17 protein-coding genes are annotated in these 21425 nt (G+C 62.7%); 11 read left to right on the top strand and 6 right to left on the bottom strand.

Features of this window, described 5'->3' with window-relative positions:
- Positions 1-7: 7 nt before the first annotated feature.
- Entirely contained in the window at positions 8-904 is an 897-nt protein-coding gene (locus AC5WNI_RS06025) for a DMT family transporter (protein ID WP_176676706.1), read from the bottom strand.
- Between the two features lie 116 nt (positions 905-1020).
- On the opposite strand from AC5WNI_RS06025, the gene AC5WNI_RS06020 reads away from it, so the two are divergent.
- Entirely contained in the window at positions 1021-1803 is a 783-nt protein-coding gene (locus tag AC5WNI_RS06020) for a VOC family protein (RefSeq protein ID WP_176676705.1), read from the top strand.
- A 472-nt stretch (positions 1804-2275) separates the two neighbouring features.
- Here the strand turns inward: AC5WNI_RS06020 and nhaD are convergent, their stop codons facing one another.
- Positions 2276-3565, bottom strand: coding sequence for a sodium:proton antiporter NhaD (gene nhaD, locus AC5WNI_RS06015; protein ID WP_176676704.1), 1290 nt, complete (start codon positions 3563-3565; stop codon positions 2276-2278).
- Positions 3566-3838: 273 nt separating this feature from the next.
- Between nhaD and yihG the strand changes: the two genes are divergently transcribed.
- From yihG to AC5WNI_RS05990, 5 genes are all read left to right on the top strand, one after another.
- Positions 3839-4741: a 1-acylglycerol-3-phosphate O-acyltransferase, YihG family gene (gene yihG, locus AC5WNI_RS06010; RefSeq protein WP_176676703.1), complete on the top strand. Its 903-nt coding sequence runs from the start codon at positions 3839-3841 to the stop codon at positions 4739-4741.
- Positions 4731-5684, top strand: coding sequence for a LysM peptidoglycan-binding domain-containing protein (locus tag AC5WNI_RS06005; RefSeq protein ID WP_176676702.1), 954 nt, complete (start codon positions 4731-4733; stop codon positions 5682-5684). Before yihG ends, AC5WNI_RS06005 begins: the two co-directional genes overlap by 11 nt.
- A gap of 225 nt (positions 5685-5909) precedes the next feature.
- On the top strand, positions 5910-7067 hold the full coding sequence (locus AC5WNI_RS06000; protein ID WP_176676701.1) for a glycosyltransferase family 4 protein: 1158 nt from the start codon (positions 5910-5912) through the stop codon (positions 7065-7067).
- Complete coding sequence (locus AC5WNI_RS05995; RefSeq protein WP_176676700.1) at positions 7039-7590, top strand: phosphatase PAP2 family protein; 552 nt, start codon at positions 7039-7041, stop codon at positions 7588-7590. Before AC5WNI_RS06000 ends, AC5WNI_RS05995 begins: the two co-directional genes overlap by 29 nt.
- An 85-nt stretch (positions 7591-7675) precedes the next feature.
- A complete protein-coding gene (locus AC5WNI_RS05990) occupies positions 7676-8485 on the top strand; it encodes an alpha-ketoglutarate-dependent dioxygenase AlkB family protein (RefSeq protein ID WP_176676699.1) in 810 nt (269 codons plus the stop codon).
- A 119-nt stretch (positions 8486-8604) separates the two neighbouring features.
- On the opposite strand, the gene AC5WNI_RS05985 is transcribed toward AC5WNI_RS05990, so the two are convergent.
- Positions 8605-9501 (bottom strand): LysR family transcriptional regulator, encoded by an 897-nt coding sequence (locus tag AC5WNI_RS05985; RefSeq protein WP_176676698.1) that lies wholly within the window; start codon positions 9499-9501, stop codon positions 8605-8607.
- Positions 9502-9873: 372 nt separating this feature from the next.
- On the opposite strand from AC5WNI_RS05985, the gene AC5WNI_RS05980 reads away from it, so the two are divergent.
- From AC5WNI_RS05980 to AC5WNI_RS05970, 3 genes are all read left to right on the top strand, one after another.
- Positions 9874-10575, top strand: a complete 702-nt coding sequence (locus tag AC5WNI_RS05980; protein ID WP_176676697.1) for a CoA transferase subunit A — start codon at positions 9874-9876, stop codon at positions 10573-10575.
- A gap of 127 nt (positions 10576-10702) precedes the next feature.
- Entirely contained in the window at positions 10703-11365 is a 663-nt protein-coding gene (locus AC5WNI_RS05975; RefSeq protein WP_176676696.1) for a 3-oxoacid CoA-transferase subunit B, read from the top strand.
- Between the two features lie 637 nt (positions 11366-12002).
- Entirely contained in the window at positions 12003-12209 is a 207-nt protein-coding gene (locus tag AC5WNI_RS05970) for a cold-shock protein (RefSeq protein ID WP_175089832.1), read from the top strand.
- 249 nt (positions 12210-12458) lie between these two features.
- Here the strand turns inward: AC5WNI_RS05970 and gcvT are convergent, their stop codons facing one another.
- From gcvT to AC5WNI_RS05955, 3 genes are all read right to left on the bottom strand, one after another.
- The gene (gene gcvT / locus AC5WNI_RS05965; RefSeq protein WP_176676695.1) at positions 12459-13592 is read right to left on the bottom strand and encodes a glycine cleavage system aminomethyltransferase GcvT; all 1134 of its coding nucleotides are present in this window, start codon (positions 13590-13592) and stop codon (positions 12459-12461) included.
- Between the two features lie 210 nt (positions 13593-13802).
- Positions 13803-15164, bottom strand: coding sequence for an alanine/glycine:cation symporter family protein (locus tag AC5WNI_RS05960; protein ID WP_217485881.1), 1362 nt, complete (start codon positions 15162-15164; stop codon positions 13803-13805).
- A gap of 663 nt (positions 15165-15827) precedes the next feature.
- Positions 15828-17246, bottom strand: coding sequence for an IS1380 family transposase (locus AC5WNI_RS05955; protein ID WP_368448727.1), 1419 nt, complete (start codon positions 17244-17246; stop codon positions 15828-15830).
- A 513-nt stretch (positions 17247-17759) separates the two neighbouring features.
- Here AC5WNI_RS05955 and gcvH point away from each other — a divergent pair.
- Positions 17760-18152 carry a glycine cleavage system protein GcvH gene (gcvH, locus tag AC5WNI_RS05950; RefSeq protein WP_175089829.1) on the top strand — a complete coding sequence of 131 codons (393 nt, stop codon included), beginning with the start codon at positions 17760-17762 and terminating at the stop codon, positions 18150-18152.
- A gap of 310 nt (positions 18153-18462) precedes the next feature.
- The gene (gene gcvP, locus AC5WNI_RS05945; RefSeq protein ID WP_176676693.1) at positions 18463-21357 is read left to right on the top strand and encodes an aminomethyl-transferring glycine dehydrogenase; all 2895 of its coding nucleotides are present in this window, start codon (positions 18463-18465) and stop codon (positions 21355-21357) included.
- Positions 21358-21425 lie beyond the last annotated feature (68 nt).

Here is a 21425-nt window from a genome sequence, read left to right as displayed (position 1 = left end):
AGCCTGCTCAGCCCTGCAAGCGGCGGGATGTCAGGCGCGCCCGCCACTGCGGGCCGAACAGATAGGCGCACAACCCGATCACGATCAGCAAGGCCCCGGCGAGCACACGGCTGGAGATCAGCTCATCATTGAGCACCGCGCCCAGGCTCATGGCGAAGATGGGAGTGATCAAGGTCGCCAGCGCCACCGTACTGGCCGACAGGCGTGACAGCACGAAGTAGTAGCACAGGTAGCCGATCAGCGAGCCGAAGATGCCGAGATAGAGGATGGCAGCCATCGGGCGTCCCTCCGGCAGGGCTTGCGGCACGCCATCGACGAGCAGCGCACACACCAGATAGAGCGGCAGAGAGACCAGCAGCGCACCCTCCGTCTGCACCAGCGGATGAAGCCCTGCCCGCTCGCGTTGCACCAGTACCCCCGAGGCGGCAAAGCAGTTGACGGCCAGCAGCATGGTCAGGACCCCCTTCCAGCTGCCCGGCGGTAACGCGAGGGAATCCGAGACCGCGACGGCCAGTCCACTCAGTGCCAACGCAAACCCCATCCACTGCAACTTGTCAAGTGGGGCACTTTTCAACCACCAGCGTGCATAAAGCCCTGATAGCAAGGGTGCCAGTCCAAACAGTAACGACATGATACCGCTTGGTAACCAGGCCGCAGAGAGGTAGGCGAAGTACATGCCACCCCAGATACCCAGAGCGGCTGCCGAGTAGCTGCGCAATGCCCCACGTGAAAGGTCCATTTTCAGCCCCATCATGCGTAACAACGGGTAACCAAGGCATGCGGCAATTAACATTCTGCCCATCGCCGACCAGGCAGGCAGCCAGCCCGAAGCGCTCCACGAGATGGCCAGCGGTGTCGTCGACCACACCATGAGAACCACGCAATACGCCACCAGCACTGGCATTTTTACTCTCCGATCAAGAAACGCGAAAAAACGGATAATGGCGTTGAATGACCCTTTGCACGACTACCTATAATCGCTCCAGCACTGAGGTCATAGGGGCCGTTCAAGGAGGCATCATGCAACGCAAGGAATTCCAACAGCAGCTATGGCTGGACTTCGTCCACCGCCATCCCGACATCGGGGCGCTGGATATCTGGCCAGACAGCATCAACCCTGAATATCTGATGTTCCTGACGCTGAACCAGGGGCCCTTCAGAAGCGAGAAGCTGTTGCCCAGTCTGTATCACCAGGGCTATCGCCGCGTGAAACAGTACGCCATGGCCGACCGCGGCCTGCTGGTCGATCTGCTGCTTCCCCCGGATGGTGGCGCTGCCGTCATGCTGGCGGAACTGCAGGCCAACAGCCTGCCGCCGATGCATCGCGACCTGCTCAAGCGCCTGATCAGGCAGAGTCATCGTGATGACTGCAAGGGTCAGAACCTGCTCGCGCCCTGCCGTCCGTGGGACATGCCGGACTGGCCGACCTTCGAGCGCCTGCTCGAGGCCAACCCGCTGGCTGCCTGGCTCTCCGTGATGGGGCCGCGCCTGCACCATGTCGGCTTCAATGCCGAAGAGCTTGGCGAAACGCTGGAAGCGGTCTGCGAGGGCATGCTGGCCTACGGCATGGCACCGCAGACCGGGCGTCATCATGCGGTACTGCCCATCAATCCCAAGCTGCAATATCACTACTACCCGGCCCACGCCCAGCGCATGGTGTTCGCGGACGGTGACGAGCATATGGTGGTGCTGGGTGGCATCGCCCTGCTGGCGACGGCACCGGTGACGACTCAGCAAGAAGGAAAACAGCGTCCCGCAGAACAACTGCTGCCGGAACATACGCTGTGCCAGCTCAGCGCGTGATGGCCTGCTGGCAGCACTGCGCAATGAGATGAGTCGCATTCAGCCCCCTACGCATGCGCAGGGGGCTCTTCTGTGCAGAAGATGGCATGCCCTTTCATGCCATACCCTCCACGCCCCTTCTGCCATCACTCTTCATGGCAACACCCCATGGTGTCATCGCCGCATGACTCGCCGCTTACCCCCCGCCATGCCTGCGCCTTGTGCCTGAGGCTCTAAACCTAACGTCGCAGACAGGTTATCAACAGAAGCTGTGGAAAAAGCTGTGAAGAATCTCTGTACATCTGGGTATCGCCATCGAGATCAGGCGAGCGCAGACAGATTGATCAAAAAATGATCAGCCGACCAGGAACAGCGCCAATTCCTCTCCCGATAGCGCATCCGGCAGTGCGTCCAAAAGTAGCTCAGACGGCCACTGTGGCAGCGACTGCGGCAGCGGCTGTGGCCGTAGTGAACGCCCTCCAGCGACCCAACATCAGCCCAGAGACGACAGCGCCAATGTCACTGGCGTGTTCGTGATCTGCCCGCCCAGCCAGTACGCCCCCAGATAGCCCACGCTGTAGGCCAGCAACAATGCCGGGAAGAAGCGCAGATAACTCATGAAACTCACCTCACGCACCTTGGAAAGCGCGATCACCCCGGCGGCGGAGCCAATCACCAGCAGCGAGCCACCCACGCCTGCGGCATAGGTCAGCGCCAGCCACTCTGCATCATTCATGCTGACATCCGCCTTGAGCACTGCGGCGGTCAGCGGCACGTTGTCCACCAGTGCCGAGAGCAGCCCGACCAGATAATTGGCCTGCATCGCCGGCATCAAGGCATAGAGCTGTGCCAGGCCTTCCAGCAGACGAGCTTCCTTGAGCGCCCCGACCATCAGCAGGATGCCGAGGAAGAATAGCAATGTATCGAATTCGATAATACGAATGTAATCAAGTATACGGCGCTCTTCGCTGTCGCTGCGCCGTTCAGCGACATGTCCAAGCAGGAACATCAGCGACATCCCGAACAGGAAAGTCAGCAGCGGCGGCACGCCAAACAGCACGTTGAGCCCGAGGGTCGACAGGATAGTGGCCAGAAACAGCCAGGCGACCAGACGATCAAGACGCCGGGTCTCGCGCGGCTCGCGCACCAGATTCACCTCACCTCCCAGCCCGGGCAGCAGTAGCGTCGCCAGCAGCATAACGCTGAGGAAGGACGGCAGCGCCAGCAGCATCAGCTCGCTGATGCGCACCTTGCCCGCCAGGAAGATCATCAGCGTGGTCACATCCCCGGTGATCAGCGCCACGCCGCCGGAGTTGACGGCGAATACCGCCAGCACCGCAAAGCGCAGCGTCTTCTTCGGCGCCAGGCCCAGCGACAGCACCAGGGTCAGCGATACCAGCGTCGCGGTGATGTTGTCGGCCAGCGATGAAAAGGCGAAGGCAAAGAGCCCCGTCAGATACAGCAGCCCGCGCTCCCCGATGCGTTTGGGCAGCAGGCGGTAGATCAGATTGGCGATCAGCCCCTTGGCATTGAGAAAGGCCACGAAGGTCATCGCAGCCATCAGAAACAGCCACAAGGTGGCGATCTCGAGCAGGTTCTCGTTCAAGGCCTCGGGGACATCCTCCACCGCCAGGGCCGCGGGACCGAAGATGAACAGCAGCAACCAGCTGAAGGTGCCCAGCAACAAGGTCGTCTTGGCCTTGTTGAGATGGATCACATCCTCGATGGCAATCAACACGAAGGCGGCCAGCGCCAGCCCGATCAACAGTCCCTGCAACCACATGCCACTCTCGCTCCCTGAGATATCGCCGCGAAGCGGCGGCGATGATTGACGGTGCCCGGCGTGACTTCAGCGTGAACCCTGCCACGACCTCTCCCTTGCACCGACCAGTCACACGACCGGCGATGCATCTCACCACAGCTGCGTGCGCCCCGCCATTCGACCTGAGGGGGGCGTTCGCTTCGTGCAACGCAGGGTTGCCACCCCTCACGCAAGCGGGGTGGGCATCCACTCCTGGGTGAATTACGATGGCGCCACCTGATGAAGGAGTCATGCATGTCGAGTATCAGAGGTGTCATCAGCCTTGTCTTTCTGATCATCAATACCCTGTGCTGGGCGCTGCCGCTGTATCTGCTGGCCGCACTCAAGCTGATCACGCCATCGCGCCGCCTGCAGTTGCACATGCTGGAGGGGCTCAACCGTCTCGCCATGGGCTGGATCGGCACCAACAACCTGTGGATTCGCCACGTGCTGCGCCCGCGCTGGGACATCCAAGTGCCGCAATCGCTGCGCGATGGGGCTGCCCGGCGTCGCTGGTGGCTGGTGATCGCCAATCATCGCAGCTGGACTGACATCTTCGTTCTCCAGTACGCCCTGCACCGCCGTACGCCGATGCCCAAGTTCTTCCTCAAGCAGGAGCTCATCTGGGTACCGGTGATCGGCCTTGCCTGGTGGGCATTGGAATTCCCGTTCATGCGCCGTTACAGCCAGCAGAAACTGGCCAGCAACCCACGGCTTGCCGAGCGTGATCGTGAAGCGACACGACGCATGTGCGAGCGCTCGCGTCAGGCGCCGATGGCGATCTTCAACTTCGTGGAAGGCACTCGCTTCACGCCCGCCAAGCACAACCAGCAGCAGAGCCCTTTCCAGCACCTGCTCAAGCCGCGTGCCGGCGGCAGTGCCCAGGTGATCAACACGCTTGGCGATCGACTTTCCGGTATTCTGGATGCCACTCTCGATTACCGACATGCCGATGCCAGTTTCTGGCAGTTCCTGTGCGGTCACGGGGGCAACATCACGCTCGTCATCACTCAGCGGCCCCTGGAGCCCTGGATGCTCGACGGCAACTATCATGCGGACGCCGCCTATCGCGAGCGCTTCCAGCAATGGCTCAATCAGGTCTGGAAGGACAAGGATGCCCGACTGTCACGTGCAGGGAATGACATTGATGAACACTGAATGTGGCTTGGATGCCGCGGGCTTCACGGCACGAGCGCAGGCCGAACCCGACGTAAACCGTCCACTTCTGCAGCGTGCCGGCCTCACGTTGCGCTGGCTGGCGCTGATCTGCCTCAGCCTGTGGCTGAGCGGCTGCGCGACCAGCAGCTACTCCGGCTCGCCGGCCGGCCAGTGGGTCACCATCCAGAAGGGCGATACCCTGGGGCAGATCGCTCGCGATGCCGACATTCCCCTGCTGCGCCTCACGCGCTTCAATCCGGGCGTCAAGATTCGTGACCTCAAGGTCGGTCAGCGCATCCTGGTGCCCACCGCGCGCGAGCGGGCGCCCTCCGGCGGCCCGTATCGCTATCAGCTGCGCCCCGGCGATACCTACTCCAAGATCGGACGCTATTTCGGCGCCAGCCCGCAGCGCATTCAGGCCGCCAACCCCGGCAAGGACCCCAATGATCTCGACGTCGGCATGCTGATCTCGGTGCCGCTCAACGGTGGCCCGAGCCGCAGCGCCCCGGCCGCGCGCGCCAGCGGTGGCAGCCTGGTCGCCCGCCCGGACCCCGGCCCGCTGCAGAAGCCGGGCCAGTCGTGGCGCTGGCCCGCCGCCGGCAGCGTGACACGTGAATTCGGCACCAACGGCAATGGCCAGCTGGCGCCCATGCAGATTCGTACCGCCGCCAGCGGCATCGCCAGTGCGCCGGCGCGGGGCGAAGTGCGCTTCGCCGACGCCATGCGCCAACTGGGCAACGTGGTCATCCTGCACCATTCCGGCAACCTGCAGAGCGTGCTGGCCCAGTGCGGCGAGATTCTGGTCAAGGTGGGCCAGCAGGTCACTCCGGGCACGCCGCTTTGTCGCGTCGCACGCGGCAACAACGGTCAGCATGAATTGCTGTTCGACGTACGCCACGGGGGCAAGCCGATCGACCCGCGCGAAATTCTCGAGAAGCGCTGAAGCTGCGTTGCATCGCGGCGCCAGCCCGGCATGGCGCCACCTCCAGTCCCCGCCAGTTGACGATAGCGCCGGTGGCTGTCGTCCTTGCTTGACGATTCATGAGACAACCCTCATACCTCTGAGTTGTGAGGGGTTGAAGGTGTGTCATCGCTTCGTCACCTGCTTGTTATGCCGCCGTCACTCCCTCTCTCGATAATGACCACAATAGTCATCTAGGGAGACGTCATGGAGCGCATTGCCTTCGTCAGTGAAACTTGGCATCCGGAGATCAATGGCGTGGCTCATACCTTGAGTCATCTGTGCGATCAACTCATCGCGCACGGCTGTGAGCTCCAACTCATTCGTCCCGCCACCCGAGATGGCAGCCTGGAGCCGCGTGTCCAGCAGGAGCTTCAGGTACGCGGCTTCCGCCTGCCAGGGTATGACAGCGTGCAGGTCGGCGTGCCGGCGCCGCAGCGCCTGATGCGCATGTGGCGCGAGCATCGCCCCTGTGTCGTCTATATCGCCACCGAAGGCCCGCTGGGCATCAGCGCACTGATGGTCGCCCGCCGTCTGGGCCTGCCGGTGGTCGCGGGCTTTCATACCAATTTCGATCAATACAGCACCCACTACCGGCTCAAGGCGCTACGCCCGCTGGTGCGGCGCGGCCTGCGCCGCTTCCACAATGCGGCCAACATGACGCTGGTACCGACGCGCACCCAGGCAGACAGCCTGATGCAGCAAGGCTTCGAGCATGTGCAGGTGGTGGGGCGCGGCCTGGATTGCGAGCGCTTCTCGCCCCGTCATCGCAGCGAAGCATTGCGCAAGTCATGGGGCGTCAGCTCACAGCAACCCGTCGCGCTGCACGTCGGGCGCCTGGCCGCCGAGAAGAACATCGACCTGCTGATCCGTACCTATGAGGCCATGCTGGCCGTGCAACCGGACCTTGCCCTGGTGCTGGTGGGAGACGGTCCGCTGCGCGAGCGCCTGGAACAGCGCCTGCCCGAGGCGATCTTCGCCGGCTTCCAGACCGGCGAGGCGCTGGCCGCCCATTACGCCAGCGCCGACCTGTTCGTCTTCCCGTCACTGTCGGAGACCTTCGGCAACGTGGTGCTGGAAGCCATGGCCAGCGGACTGGCCGTGATCGCCTTCGATTACGCGGCGGCCGCCGAGGTGATCCGCGACGATCACCAGGGCCTGCTGGCGCCCTGCAGCCAGCCGGAGCGCTTCATCGAACAGGCGGTGGAGGCCTGCCAGCGGCCGGCCCGCATCGCCAGACTGGGACGTGCCGCCCGCGTGCGCGTCGAACCATTGGGCTGGAGCCGCATCGCCGAGGGCTTTCTGACCTGCCTGCGTCACGCCGAGGAGAAGCCCGATGCACGATCGCAGCCTTCCCGTCTTTGAGCGACTGGACCTTCTGGAGTGGCGCCTGTGCCGCCAGGTCGCGCGCCTGGCGCTGTTCCGGCCGATACTCACCCTGTTTCGTATCGTCTCGCGGCTGGGCGACTGGCCGGCGTGGGCGCTGCTGACGCTGAGCCTGCCGCTGCACCATGCCATGGGCGGCTGGCTGTTTCTGGAATTCGGCCTGGCGGCCGGCGCCGGGGCACTGCTCTACCGCGCACTCAAGACGCGACTATGTCGGGAACGCCCGTTCATCACCTTCAATACCATCAACTGCACCATGCCACCGCTGGATCGCTACAGCTTTCCCAGCGGTCACACCCTGCATGCTGCCCTCTTCGCCAGCCTGACCGCTCAGCAGCTGCCGGAGATTGCCATTCTCGTCACGCCACTGGCACTGCTGATCGCGCTTTCCCGAGTGATCCTCGGTCTGCATTACGTCAGTGATGTGCTGGCCGGCGCGCTGCTGGGGCTGGGCCTTGCCGAGGTGGCCATCCTGACCTTCGAGACATTGCTGACGACCTGACGCTTGTGAGGCTCGCGTCAGCCCCGGGTCGGCGCGAATCGAGAGCCACTTGCCCAACCTGACGCGGCTCTGGCACTCTCGCCGCATGACGACTCCTTCTGCTGGCGATGATCTCTTCGCCGCCCTCTCGACCTCTGATTCCACGTCCGCGGCTGATGGAGCTGCGCACCAGACGGCGGCGGATGGCTCGGCCCTGGCAGCTCGCCCGCGCGAGCTGCCCGAGGACTGGCTTGCCCTCGCGCACGGCTGGTACCGCCACCCTCTGCACCCGCTCTATCTCAAGCCGCGCGCCCTGACGCCGCTGCAGGCCGATCAGGCCCTCGTCACGCTGGAGGGCGATCTCGACTGGCAGCGCCCCAGCCTGAGCGTGCATGGCAAGACACACCCGATTCCACGCCGCCAGGTGTGGATGGGCGATGTCGGCGCCCGCTATCGCTACTCCGGCAGCCTGTTCGAACCCAATCCTTGGCACATGACCGCCTGGCAACTGGGCGAGCTTTCACGTCATGCCATCAACCATGAGCTCAGCCCGCAACGCGATGATCTGGGGCGCAGCGAGTCCGTGATCCCGGAGCATTTCAACAGCCTGCTGGCCAATCGCTACGCCGACGGCGCCGACCGCATGGGCTGGCACAGCGACAACGAGCCGGAGCTGGGCACTCGCCCGATCGTGCTCGCCATTTCATTGGGACGAGAACGCCCCCTGCGCTTCAAGGGCCATCCGCGCAGTCCCTATGCCGACACGCCGGCGTTCAATCTGTGGCTGCCACATGGCTCGCTGCTGGTGATGGGCCGTGGCTGTCAGGATCGCCTCCATCATGCGCTGCCGCCGCGCAAGCTCGACGGGCTGCGCATCAGCCTGACCTATCGCCAGCTGCTGACGCCCTCCCGGTGAGGTCGGCTTTCTTGTGCATTCTGCTTTCTCTCTTCTCGCTCTCCTCTTGCCTTCTTGCTGCCCTCTTCCTGCGCTAACGCCTTCTTTGTTGTCGCTCCCTGTGTCACTGCGCCCCGGACTCAATCCGCCGCTGGGTAACGCGCGCGCAGGGTCTCCAGCATCGCCTGTACCGCCACCGACAGTTCATGACGGCCGCGACGGATCACGCCGACCCGCTGCTGAACCTCGGGGCCTGTCAGCGGCAGGCACTGACAGCCCAGCGCGCTCATCTGCGCCGCGCTCATCGCCGGTACCGCACTGACACCCAGACCCTCCGCCACCATGCGCCCGCAGGTGACCAGCTGGTGGGTCTCGAAGGCGACATGCAGCGCCATGCCCGCATCCTCAAGACGTTTCTCGAGCATGCGACGCACCCCCGAGGGCCGCTGCAGCGTGATGAAGTCTTCCTTGAGCAGCCGTGACCACTCGATGGAGGTCGGCGCCTCTGCCAGCAAGGCGTGGCCGGGGGGAATGATCGCCACATAGCGGTCTTCGAACAGCAGCTCGAACACCAGGTCCTGGCGTACGCCGGGGTCGAAGCAGATCCCCAGCTCGACGCGACCATCGGTGACCCGCTCGACCACCTCTTCGGCGATGACGTCATTCACTTCGATGGTGATCTCCGGATATTGGCGGCGAAAATCGGCCAGCACCCCGGGCAGCAGATTGCCGGCGAAGGTCGGCATCGCGGCCAGGGCCACGCGGCCGCGCCCGAGGCTGAAGCGCTGGCGCATCTCATCCTCGGCATGTTCCCAGTCCGACAGCAGACGCCTGGCCAGCGGGAAGAAGGCGCGCCCTTCCGGCGTCAGGCTGACCTGTCGGGTCGAGCGCTGAAACAGGCGCCCCCCCAGCGACTCCTCCAGATTCTTCACCGCCAACGACAGGGCCGGCTGCGAGAGATGTACCAGCGTGCCCGCCTCGGCGAAGGACAACGTGCGCGCCACGGCCACGAAGGCCTTCAGCTGTTTGAGAGTCATGTCGTGTCCTGTCCCGGGGTTGTTTCAAGAGATGTCACAAGAAGTGATGTGGCGCAGTTCGTTGGCTGTCGCTCGCAGAGCAGGCGCTCGCAGGGCATCTAGGCCATTGGTCATAGATGACAGCCACGAAGCTCTCACCTGGCTGAGCGCACAGTTCAGGCCGTTCCGCCCCGCTACCGCATCAGCCCCGCCAGCATGGGGTCTGGCAGGCTTTTTCCTCGCGAGCAGGCTCGATAAGTCGCGAATCAATTATTATCAAAAACTGATCAATGGATAGAAAAAACAAACTTATTAAATATATACAGACTCAGGATTGTCGGCAATGATGAAGACATCCCGACGACAACAGCTTGGATACTCAAGGAGATTCGCATGGCAGGATTCAACAAGGTGGTGACCAGCTACGCGGAGGCCATGGCAGGCCTCGAAGATGGCATGACGGTAATCGCCGGTGGCTTCGGCCTGTGTGGTATCCCGGAGAACCTTATTGCTGAGATCAAGCGCCTCGGCGCCAAGAACCTCACCGTGGTTTCCAACAACTGCGGCGTCGATGGCTTCGGGCTCGGCGTCCTGCTGGAAGACCGTCAGATCAAGACAATGATCGCCTCCTACGTCGGCGAGAACGCACTGTTCGAGAAGCAGCTGCTCGACGGTGACCTGGAAGTGATCCTCACTCCCCAGGGCACGCTGGCCGAGAAGATGCGTGCTGCCGGCGCCGGTATCCCCGCCTTCTTCACCGCCACCGGTTACGGCACACCGATCGGCGAAGGCAAGGAAGTGCGCGAGTTCGATGGCCGCCATTACATTCTGGAAGAGTCCATCAAGGGCGACTTCGCCATCGTCAAGGCCTGGAAGGCAGACCGCTATGGCAACGTCGTCTACCGCCACACCGCGCGCAACTTCAACCCGCTGGCCGCCACCGCCGGAAAGATCACCGTGGTAGAAGTCGAAGAGCTGGTCGAGCCGGGTGAACTGGACCCCGCCGACATCCACACGCCCGGCATCTATGTGGATCGCGTCATCAAGGGCAACTTCGAGAAGCGCATCGAGAAACGCACCGTCCGCTCGCGTTGAGCCCAGGGCTCCGCCGGCATGAATCGCTGTCATCAGGGCGACAGGCCCGTCGGCGAACTTTCTCGACCGCCTTCACGACAAGGCACAGTGCCTCATGGCTGATGGCACCCAAGACAAGGAAACAATCATGGCTTTGACACGCGAACAGATGGCCCAGCGAGTGGCTCAGGAAATCCAAGACGGCTCCTACGTCAATCTGGGGATCGGCATCCCGACACTGGTGGCCAACTATATCCCCGACGGTATCGAGGTGATGCTGCAGTCCGAAAATGGCCTGCTCGGCATGGGCCGCTACCCCTATGAAGACGAAGTCGACGCCGACATGATCAATGCCGGCAAGGAAACCGTGACGACCATCGATGGCGCTGCCATCTTCGATTCGGCCGAATCGTTCGCCATGATCCGTGGCGGCCACGTCGACCTCACGGTGCTCGGCGCCTTCGAGGTGGACGTGAACGGCAATATCGCCAGCTGGATGATTCCGGGCAAGCTGGTCAAGGGCATGGGCGGCGCCATGGACCTGGTCGCCGGTGCCGAGAACATCATCTGCACCATGACCCACGCCTCCAAGCACGGCGAATCCAAGCTGCTCAGCCAGTGCGAACTGCCGCTGACCGGCGCCGGCTGCATCCGTCGCGTGCTGACAGACCTCGCCTTCCTCGAGATCAAGGAAGGTGCCTTCCACCTGCTGGAGCGCGCGCCAGGCGTGAGCGTCGAGGAAATCAAGCGTCTGACCGCAGGCAAGCTGGTCGTCCCGGAACACGTGCCGGAAATGCAGCTGGATGCCTGAGGCACTTTCTGCCTCCGACCACTGGCCACCCTCGCGCCGCCTTTGGCCTTCGAGCCACTTTTGACTCACGAAACAATTGCGCTCGAGGGTGACGAATCACGGCCCCGGCATCCCACGGATTTTTGCCGACCCTTTTGAGGAAAATCTCTCATGATGTGATGGGCGCATCACATCCTCTCTCCGAGAGCCTTGATGGCTTCGACGCCATCCGCCGGCAGCGCTGCCATCGCTGCCGGCTTTTTTGTGTCTATCGCCCGTCGTACGGGGCTTTGCGCCATTCAAGCTCCTGCACAGGCAAAGCCGCACCATGGTCTTTTTCCTACAGGCGTCATCGCTCATACCAAGATAACGGGATAAAAAAACAAGCGAGCTCCCCGCCCTTGATGTGGCGAAATTCTCAGCACTATTGGCACGGATTTGCGGGCGAATTCTGCACACGATCATTAGGCAAAAGGATAAGTTTTTGATATTTCATTTGACCTTGCCGCCCGAGCAGCGCAGTATTGCTCTCGTTGGTTAGCAAGTCGAATATCGTCAGTCGTGATCGAAGCACTTCGGTACCTGGTGTATATCCTCCTTGTTTTACCCACGTTTATCGGGTAACTCCCGGCAATATCATCAGTAAGGAATTACGATCATGGCAACTGGCACAGTCAAGTGGTTCAACGACACCAAAGGTTTCGGCTTCATTTCTCCGGACGACAACGGTGACGACCTGTTCGCACACTTCTCCGAAATCCAGGCTGAAGGCTTCAAGTCTCTGCAAGACGGTCAGAAGGTTTCCTTCGACGTCACCCAGGGCAAGAAAGGCCTCCAGGCCGCCAACATCAAGATCGTTGACTGATCATGATCTGGCTGGAAGAGGCTAACCCCTCCTCCGACAGAAAAGCCCGCTTCGGCGGGCTTTTCTGCGTCTGGCGTTCGCGCACGGCGCGGGGCATCGCCCCCTCCCACATGCCCGTCTGCCAGACATGAAAAAGGGACTGCCTGGGCAGTCCCTTTTTCATGTCTGGTCAAAGTGCGTCCAGCAGCGGGTGATCGTCACGCCTCGTTGGCAATTCCGCTGACTGTGTCTCATCTGGCCACGGCGTGCTCAACCCCGATAGTAGCGCTGCTCGACGAACGGCATCTTCGTCACCGTCATCGGCAGGCGCTTGCCACGCACATCGGCAAACACTTCGGTCTCGAGTGCGCTGTGAGCGATGCTCACATAGCCCATCGCCACCGGCTTGCCATAGGTCGGCCCGAAGCTGCCGGAGGTCACCACACCGATACGATTGTCCTGGGCATCATAGAGCTCAGCCCCTTCGCGGATAGGCGCACGCCCGTGCGCGACCAGCCCTACCCGCTTGCGGGTGTGATCCTTGTTGGCGATCTGGGTCAGGATGACATCGGCCCCCGGGAAGCCGCCTTCACGCTCGCCACCCTGACGACGCACCTTGCCCAACGCCCAGATCAGGCTGCCTTCCACCGGTGAGGTGGTGGTATCGAGATCGTGACCGTACAGGCACAGCCCCGCCTCGAGACGCAGTGAATCCCGCGCGCCAAGCCCGATGAACTCCACCTCTTCCATCGCCAGCAACAGCCGCGCGAAGCGCACTGCGTCGGCATCGGGCACGGAGATCTCGAAGCCATCCTCGCCGGTGTAGCCACTGCGACTGACCCAACACTCGATACCCTCGATGGTGACATGGGCATGATGCATGAAGGTCAGCTCGCAGGCCTCGGGCGACAGACGCTGCATCACCGCATGAGCCATCGGCCCCTGCAGTGCGAGCAGCGCCCGATCTTCCAGCACCTCAAGCTCGATATCCATCGGCAGTCCTACCCGCAGATGTGCGATGTCCTGATCCTTGCAGGCAGCGTTCACCACCACGTAGAGGTGTTCACCGCCATTGACGATCATCAGGTCGTCCAGGATACCGCCGGTGTCGGAGGTCAGCAGGCCATAGCGCTGCATGCCCACCGGCAGGTCGATGATATCCGTCGGCACCAATGCCTCCAGCGCCGCCTGCACATTCTCGCCCCGCAGGATCAACTGCCCCATGTGCGAGACATCGAACAGCCCTGCCTTGGCGCGCGTGTGTTCATGCTCCTTCTTGACGCCAAGCGGGTACTGCACGGGCATGGAATAGCCGGCGAACTCGACCATCCTGGCCCCCTGCTCGACATGCAGGTCATGAAGGGCGGTCTGCTTGAGACCCGTCACTGCGGCGGAATCGGACATCGTCATTCTCCTGGTTGGCTTGCGATGACTCTCAGAGATGGCACACGAACGGCACACGCTCTCTGGAGGCTTGTTGTCATGGACACTGCTCACAAGAGCACCGTCGACTTGAACAGGGCGCCCTGCGCCTGCACCGCCCAGATCAGGTGGCCCGGGCGATGCACAAGGCAGTCAGTGGCACGGTAGGGCCAGGCGAGTCATCAGCGTCGTTCAGCGATCTTCGCCAGCCAGCACTTCCTTGCCATCAAAATAATCACGCGTCAGCTTGAAGACCACCGGCGACAGCAGCGCCAGACCGATCAGGTTCGGGATCGCCATCAACGCATTGAAGGTGTCCGCCATCAGCCAGATCAGGTCGAGCTTGGCCATCGCACCCAACGGAATCGCGATCACGAACACGATGCGATACAGCATGATGGCACGCGTACCGAACAGGTACTGGAAGCACTTCTCACCATAGAAGGACCAGCCAAGGATGGTGGTGAAGGCGAAGACCGCCAGCGCGATGGCCACCAGGTGGTTGCCCACACCCGGCAGCGCCTGATCGAAGGACATCGAGGTCAGGGCCGCGCCGGTCTCCCCGGAAGACCACAGGCCAGAGGTGATGATCGCCAGCGCCGTGATGGTGCAGATGATGATGGTGTCGATGAAGGTCCCCAGCATCGCGACCAGACCCTGGCGTACCGGGTTCTTGGTCTGCGCCGCCGCGTGGGCGATGGGCGCACTGCCCAGACCCGCTTCATTGGAGAAGATACCGCGCGCCACACCGAAGCGGATGGCGGCCATCACTGCTGCCCCGGCAAAGCCGCCGGTAGCCGCGACCGGATTGAAGGCATAGGTGAAGATGAGGCCGAAGGCATGACCGATCTGGTCGGCGTTGATCACCAGGATGATGATGCCGGCCAGGAAGTAGGCGATGGCCATGAACGGCACCAGCTTGCCGGCCACGCTGGAGATGCGCTTGATGCCACCGAGAATCACGGCGCCAGCCAGCACCATCATCACCACACCGGAGACCCAGTGCGGAATGGCGAAGGATGTTTCCAGCGCATCCGCGACCGAGTTGGACTGCACGGTGTTGCCGATACCGAAGGCCGCGAAGCAACCGAAGAAGGCGAAGGCACCGCCCAGCCAGCCCCACTTGGCACCCAGACCGTTGCGGATGTAGTACATCGGGCCACCGACATGGTTGCCGGTGTCATCGACTTCACGATAACGCACTGCACACACGGCCTCGGCGTACTTGGTCGCCATGCCGACCAGCGCGGTGATCCACATCCAGAAGATCGCCCCCGGGCCACCCAGCGCGATGGCGGTTGCCACGCCCGCGATGTTGCCGGTACCGATGGTCGCCGACAGCGACGTCATCAGGGCATTGAAAGGAGAAATCTCGCCGTCGCCATCCTTGCCCGGCGCACGACCATTCCACAACAGCTTGAAGCCGGTACCCAACTTGCGGATCGGCATGCCCTTTAGGCCTGCCTGAAGATAGAAGCCGACCCCGAGCAGCAGGATCAGCATCAATGGACCCCAGACGACGCCATTGATGGCACTAAAGACGGAACTGATCATTTCCACGCAGATTTCCTCCGCTGAATTGTTGTTATCACACGATGCGCAGTGACTCGTGGCGGTGCCATCCCCAGGTGGGTGATCGACCCGCGACGAGCCTCCCACGGCATTTTCACCGTTGGGACAGCCCACATTAGCGGAAGCTATCTCACTTCACTAGCCTAACAGGGCTTTACGCTGGCAGGTGAGGCAATCATTGCGTAAAAAGTACGATGAGACTGCGCCAACTCGCATGTTTCATCGCCTCATCGTGTCTTCTGGCAGCAGATCCTTCGCCCGGTGATCTCGAGACTGTCGAAAAAGGTCTCACAACAAACCGAACCGAATGACGAGCTAGATGCAGAGCCGCATGCCCGGCGCGGTCACGCTCAGGTGAACCTCGTTCAGCGTCTCCAGCGCTCTCATCAGGTTCGCTTTGCTTGAACGCATCAGCCCGCCTTATTCACGAGTGCCCTGATCGGGCGGCTTGAAGTGGCTGGCCGTTGGGTTCTCGCACCGGGGGTGCTATCTACGCCGTAACGGCCCGCTGAATCATGCCCAAATGCTGCTCTTCTGTCGTATCTATATAACGTTCAGGAATTAATCACGCCGTTAAAGCAGCCGTCATCGTCGACCGTCGCTGCGGTCGCTCGATTCTTGAAGCTATGGTGGTTGCGCCGAACGTCAGCTAAGCGCGGTCAGTTTCGGCAGCCCCTTCAGCAAGGCAGGCCACCATTTATCAGCCGTATCGCCGAGGTGAACGGTGATGCGCCGAGCGTGCAGCGAGAGCGTCGCCGCCACCTTGAGCACCTGTTCACGCATCCGGCTCAGGCTCCAACCCTGCCGGGTCTGGCGCCCCAGCAAGCAGCGAAGGCCATGCAGAACCTGATAGGCGTAGAGACTCAGCAACAGGCTCACCTCATTGCGGGCCATCACGTCCTGGACGGTGGAGGCACCGCGATCGGTCGACGAGAGATGCACGTCGAGCGCCGACTTCACCTCGCCCATGTGCGCTTCGGCGCTGCCGCGCTTGCGATAGAGTGCCAGGATCTTCTCGGGCGGCCAGTCGAACTTGCCGAGGTTGGTGACCAGGAAGAAGGCATGCAGCAGCAGGTCATCGGGGCGTTCCTGAACTACCAGCACCACGCGTCGTGGCGTTGGCCAGGTACCGGCCTGGTATTCAAGGTCGTGGCACCACTCCCGAGGCTGCTCAGGTGGCCGGCCGCGTGGCCGCTTCAGGTAGGGCGCTGCCAGCGCCTGCAAGCCCTTGTGGCTGCGCAGCCGGCCCAGGTACTCGATGCTGCGCTTCTCCAGCGCCTCCAGCGTGTCGTTGTCGGTGAAGCCGGCGTCGATACGCACCCGAACCTGGGCGCCGGTGCTCTCGTTAAGCCGCTTCACCAGGTGCGGGATCCACGTATCAGCGTTCTCGGCGGGGCCGGCGTCGCCCTCGCGCAGCAGGCCGCCGACCATGTCGCCAGTTTCGGCCAACGAGGCGACCAGCGGCGAATAGATCCGCGTACCGTAAAGGCCATGATAAGCGGAACCGCCCTGGTGTCCATGGACCTCAATCGGCAGGCCGTCGATGTCTAGCGTCAGCTGCTTGGGACGCTCGCCGTTCTTCAGCGAGGTCAGGCGCCAGGCCACCAGCCGCAGCAGACCTTCATGCACGGCATCGATGTTGTCGTTGTGTCCAAGGCAGGTCAGCAGCCGCGACAGCGTGGCTTGGGACGGCCTATCCTGGACCAGTGGCGTCATGCCGCGCGCATCACTGCAGGCCAGCTGCCAGAGCGGATCACGGCGCAGCGTGTCGGTATCGCTGAGATCGATCCACCCCATCGCCCGCTGCAGCACCAAGGTGCGTATCTGGCTGGCCAGCGAGTGGCGAATACGCAGCGGATGGCGTGGATCGACCAGGTTATCTTCGAGCGCCTCGATCACGCCACTGCTGTCGAGGGCTTCGCGCAGCAACAATGCGCCGCTGTCGCTGGTGGTGCGGTGGCCGCTCAGCTCGACACGGACAGAGCCGTTGCATGAGAGCGTCCAGGTCGTTAGGGTTTCACCCATGGCGAGTGGTCCTCTTGAATCGTGTTCTGGCAGGAACATCCTGATTCTACAAGAGAAAACCACTCGCCATCTTCGTTTTCAGGTCGGCCTTATGAATAAGCCGGGATCAGGCATTGACAGCCGAGTCTTCACGACACAACATGGAAACAAGTTTCCGATAAGAAACTGCCGGCACCATAACGCGAGTTTGAGCGCCTCGCAACAGTGACCCGGACATCCTCGCCCACTGGCGCGACCCATCTCCCGCACTGCTGCGAGGTACTCAACCTCTCACGAGGTGTCACGGCGCACTAACAAGGCGCCGGGCGGCCCGGCCAACGATGCATAGCAATGGGCCAGGCAGGCCCATGATGGCGGGCTTCATGAGTGAACCACGCAAGACACTGGACGCCCGAGGAGTGACAGACCACGATAGAGGGACGGCCGTCAGCAGCACACGCCCAAAGTCGTAGCATCACGCGGCAGTCTGCCACTGCCACACGCTGGGACCTTGGGGCATAATGACGTACCGATTCCCTGAATCAGAAAATCTTTTCACATAGGAAAACACTCATGAGCAATATTCCCGCCACGCTGAAGTACACCGAGAGTCACGAGTGGGTTCAGGACAACGGCGATGGCACCGTGACCATCGGGATCACCGACCACGCCCAGGAGGCGCTTGGCGATGTCGTCTTCGTCGAACTGCCGGAAGTCGGCCGTGAGCTGGCACTGGAAGAAGAGTTCGGGGTCATCGAGTCCGTCAAGGCGGCCTCCGATCTGTACGCACCGCTGGCCGGTGAAGTCATCGCCGTCAACGAGAGCCTCGAAGACGCGCCGGAATCCGTCAACGAGAGCCCCTATGACGATGCCTGGATTCTGAAGATGAAGGTCGCTGACAGCGCCGAACTCGAAAAGCTGCTCGACGCTGATGCCTATTCTCAGCTGGTCGAAAGCGAAGCCTGATCGCCGTCAACCTCCTGTCCAGGCCGCAGTCACTCAGGGCAGGAGGTTTCAGCGCGTATCCGTGCTCGCATAAGTCACACTCGCGCACAGCCACCTTCGTGATTGCGCCACCCCGTTTCGATGGCACGACACCCCTGACACGACCGCCCTTGCAGGTCGCGCGGGGAGTGAAGCAACTGCAGCATGCTCGGCAGTGATGTCGATGCCCCCATGATTCCCGACGCCCTGCCCGCAGCCTCCTCGCTGGCACGGTGATGTTCCTCCCGCGGACTGCCCTCTGCAGTCCCCGTTGCAGCACAGGATTTCTTGCATGGCTCACGAGACGCTTACCCTGGCCCAGTTGGCCGGACACGACGATTTCATCTCCCGCCACAATGGGCCGACCGATGCCAATGTGACGCGCATGTTGGCGACGCTGGGCGAAGAGAGCATCGCCACGCTCATCGACCGCACGGTGCCCACCGCCATTCGTCTGGGCCGTGAGCTGGATCTCGAAGGGCCACGCACGGAATCCGAAGCACTGGACTACCTGAAGCGCCTCGCGCGTCAGAACAAGGTGTTCAAGACCTATATCGGCCAGGGTTACCACAACACCCACCTGCCGGCAGTCATCCAGCGCAACGTGCTGGAAAATCCGGGCTGGTACACCGCCTACACGCCGTATCAGCCGGAAATTGCCCAGGGCCGTCTCGAAGGACTGCTCAACTTCCAGCAGGCAGTGATGGACCTGACCGGCATGGAGCTGGCCAACGCCAGCCTGCTGGACGAAGCCACCGCCGCTGCAGAGGCCATGGCGCTGTGTCAGCGCGGCAACAAGAAGAGCAAGAGCAAGCGCTTCTTCATCGCCGATGATGTCCTGCCGCAGACCCTGGACGTCATGCGCACCCGCGCCGACTACTTCGGCTTCGAGCTGGTCATCGATGCCGCAGAGAACGTCGGCGAGCACGACATCTTCGGCGCCCTCTTCCAGTACCCGGGCAACACCGGCCAGGTGCGAGACCTCGCGCCGCTGCTGGACGCCGCGCGCGCCAATGGCGCGATGACCGTGGTGGCCGCCGACCTGCTGAGCCTGGTGCTGCTCAAGTCGCCGGGCAGCCTCGGTGCCGATATCGTCGTCGGTACCTCCCAGCGTTTCGGCGTGCCGATGGGCTTCGGCGGCCCGCACGCGGCCTTCTTCGCCACCACCGACAAGCTCAAGCGCTCCATCCCGGGCCGTATCATCGGCGTCTCCAAGGACTCACGCGGCAACCCGGCACTGCGCATGGCGATGCAGACTCGCGAGCAGCACATCCGCCGCGAGAAGGCGACTTCCAACATCTGTACCGCCCAGGCGCTGCTGGCCAACATCGCCGGCTTCTACGCCGTCTATCACGGTGCCGAGGGCCTCAAGCGCATCGCTACCCGCGTGCATCGCCTGACCAGCATTCTCGCCGAGGGCGTCAGCCGTTGCGGCATGGCACTGGCCCACGACAGCTGGTTTGACGCCATCACCGTGACCGGCGTGGATGAGGGCAAGATCCACGGTCGCGAACTGACCCACGAGATCAACCTGCGCCACCATGGCGACGGCCGCATCACCATCAACCTCGACGAGACCACCACCGCCGCTGACGTCGGCGTGCTGTTCGACGTGCTGCTCGGCGAAGAGCACGGCCTGTCCGTCGCCGCGCTGGACCAGGACCTGCTGGCCAAGGGCGCAAGCGCGATTCCGGCGGCCTGCCAGCGTGACAGCGACTTCCTGACTCACCCGACCTTCAGCCGCTACCACTCGGAAACCGAGATGCTGCGCTATCTGAAGCGTCTGGAGAACAAGGACCTGTCGCTGACCCACGCGATGATCCCGCTGGGCAGCTGCACCATGAAGCTGAACGCCACCACCGAGATGATCCCGGTCACCTGGCCCGAATTCGCCAACGTCCACCCCTTCGCACCGTCGGATCAGGTGGTCGGTTACAAGCAGATGATCGATGAGCTGTCGGCCTTCCTGGTCGAGATCACCGGCTACGACGCCATTTCCATGCAGCCGAATTCCGGCGCGCAGGGGGAATACGCTGGGCTGGTCGCGATCCGTCGCTACCAGGCCTCCATCGGCGAAGGCGCACGCGATATCTGCCTGATCCCAAGCTCCGCTCACGGCACCAACCCGGCTTCGGCCGCAATGGCCGCGATGAAGGTGGTGGTGGTCGAGTGTGACGCCAACGGCAACATCGACATCAAAGACCTGCGTGCCAAGGCCGAGCAGCACAGCGACAAGCTGTCCGCGATCATGATCACCTACCCGTCCACCCACGGCGTGTTCGAGGAAACCGTGCGCGAAGCCTGTCAGGTCGTTCACGACCACGGCGGCCAGGTCTACATCGACGGTGCCAACATGAACGCCCAGGTCGGCATCTGCCGCCCGGGGGACTTCGGCGGCGATGTCTCGCACCTCAACCTGCACAAGACCTTCTGCATTCCCCACGGTGGCGGTGGCCCGGGCATGGGCCCGATCGGCATCAAGGCCCACCTGGCGCCGTTCGTCTCCAACCACGTGGTCACCCCGCTGGAAGGCGTGAAACCGGAGTGCACCGCCGTCTCGGCCGCCGCCTTCGGTTCCGCGGCGATCCTGCCGATCTCATGGGCCTACATCAAGATGATGGGCGCGCAGGGGCTGCGTGAAGCCACCGAGCTTGCGATCCTCAACGCCAACTACATCGCCACGCGTCTCGATGGGCACTATCCGGTGCTCTACCGCGGCAAGAACGGCACCGTGGCGCATGAGTGCATCATCGATATCCGCCCGCTGAAGGCCGCTTCCGGCATCAGCGAGGAGGACATCGCCAAGCGTCTGATCGACTACGGCTTCCACGCGCCGACCATGTCGTTCCCGGTGGCGGGCACCCTGATGGTCGAGCCCACCGAGTCCGAGTCGCTCTACGAGATCGACCGTTTCTGTGAGGCGCTGATCGCGATCCGCGCCGAGATCGCCCGTGTCGAGCAAGGCGAGTGGACACTGGAAGACAACCCGCTGGTGCACGCGCCGCACACCCAGGCCGACCTGATGGACGCCGAGTGGACGCGCAGCTACTCCCGCGAGATCGGCGCCTTCCCCAGCGAGCACGTCAAGGCCGCCAAGCAGTGGCCGGCGGTCAACCGGGTCGACAACGTGCACGGCGATCGTCAGTTGATCTGCTCCTGCCCGAGCATCGATCTCTACCGTGATTGAGAGCGGCGATTGAGGGCCGTGACTGAGAGCGGTAATGGAAGGCCGTAACGGCAAGCCAGCCATGAGGC

The organism is Cobetia sp. PDI-12MA (assembly GCF_059507695.1).
The sequence above is the reverse complement of the archived record's forward strand: the minus strand, read 5'-3'. Positions and strand labels throughout refer to the sequence as shown.

Coding starts and splice junctions, on each gene's coding strand:
- AC5WNI_RS06005 (WP_176676702.1), top strand. CDS start 4,731: ATGAACACTGAATGTGGCTTGGATGCCGCGGGCTTCACGGCACGAGCG.
- AC5WNI_RS05960 (WP_217485881.1), bottom strand. CDS start 15,164: ATGATCAGTTCCGTCTTTAGTGCCATCAATGGCGTCGTCTGGGGTCCA.
- nhaD (WP_176676704.1), bottom strand. CDS start 3,565: ATGTGGTTGCAGGGACTGTTGATCGGGCTGGCGCTGGCCGCCTTCGTG.
- AC5WNI_RS05975 (WP_176676696.1), top strand. CDS start 10,703: ATGGCTTTGACACGCGAACAGATGGCCCAGCGAGTGGCTCAGGAAATC.
- AC5WNI_RS05990 (WP_176676699.1), top strand. CDS start 7,676: ATGACGACTCCTTCTGCTGGCGATGATCTCTTCGCCGCCCTCTCGACC.
- gcvP (WP_176676693.1), top strand. CDS start 18,463: ATGGCTCACGAGACGCTTACCCTGGCCCAGTTGGCCGGACACGACGAT.
- AC5WNI_RS06000 (WP_176676701.1), top strand. CDS start 5,910: ATGGAGCGCATTGCCTTCGTCAGTGAAACTTGGCATCCGGAGATCAAT.
- AC5WNI_RS06025 (WP_176676706.1), bottom strand. CDS start 904: ATGCCAGTGCTGGTGGCGTATTGCGTGGTTCTCATGGTGTGGTCGACG.
- AC5WNI_RS05980 (WP_176676697.1), top strand. CDS start 9,874: ATGGCAGGATTCAACAAGGTGGTGACCAGCTACGCGGAGGCCATGGCA.
- AC5WNI_RS06020 (WP_176676705.1), top strand. CDS start 1,021: ATGCAACGCAAGGAATTCCAACAGCAGCTATGGCTGGACTTCGTCCAC.
- AC5WNI_RS05970 (WP_175089832.1), top strand. CDS start 12,003: ATGGCAACTGGCACAGTCAAGTGGTTCAACGACACCAAAGGTTTCGGC.
- gcvT (WP_176676695.1), bottom strand. CDS start 13,592: ATGTCCGATTCCGCCGCAGTGACGGGTCTCAAGCAGACCGCCCTTCAT.
- yihG (WP_176676703.1), top strand. CDS start 3,839: ATGTCGAGTATCAGAGGTGTCATCAGCCTTGTCTTTCTGATCATCAAT.
- AC5WNI_RS05995 (WP_176676700.1), top strand. CDS start 7,039: ATGCACGATCGCAGCCTTCCCGTCTTTGAGCGACTGGACCTTCTGGAG.
- AC5WNI_RS05955 (WP_368448727.1), bottom strand. CDS start 17,246: ATGTTCCTGCCAGAACACGATTCAAGAGGACCACTCGCCATGGGTGAA.
- AC5WNI_RS05985 (WP_176676698.1), bottom strand. CDS start 9,501: ATGACTCTCAAACAGCTGAAGGCCTTCGTGGCCGTGGCGCGCACGTTG.
- gcvH (WP_175089829.1), top strand. CDS start 17,760: ATGAGCAATATTCCCGCCACGCTGAAGTACACCGAGAGTCACGAGTGG.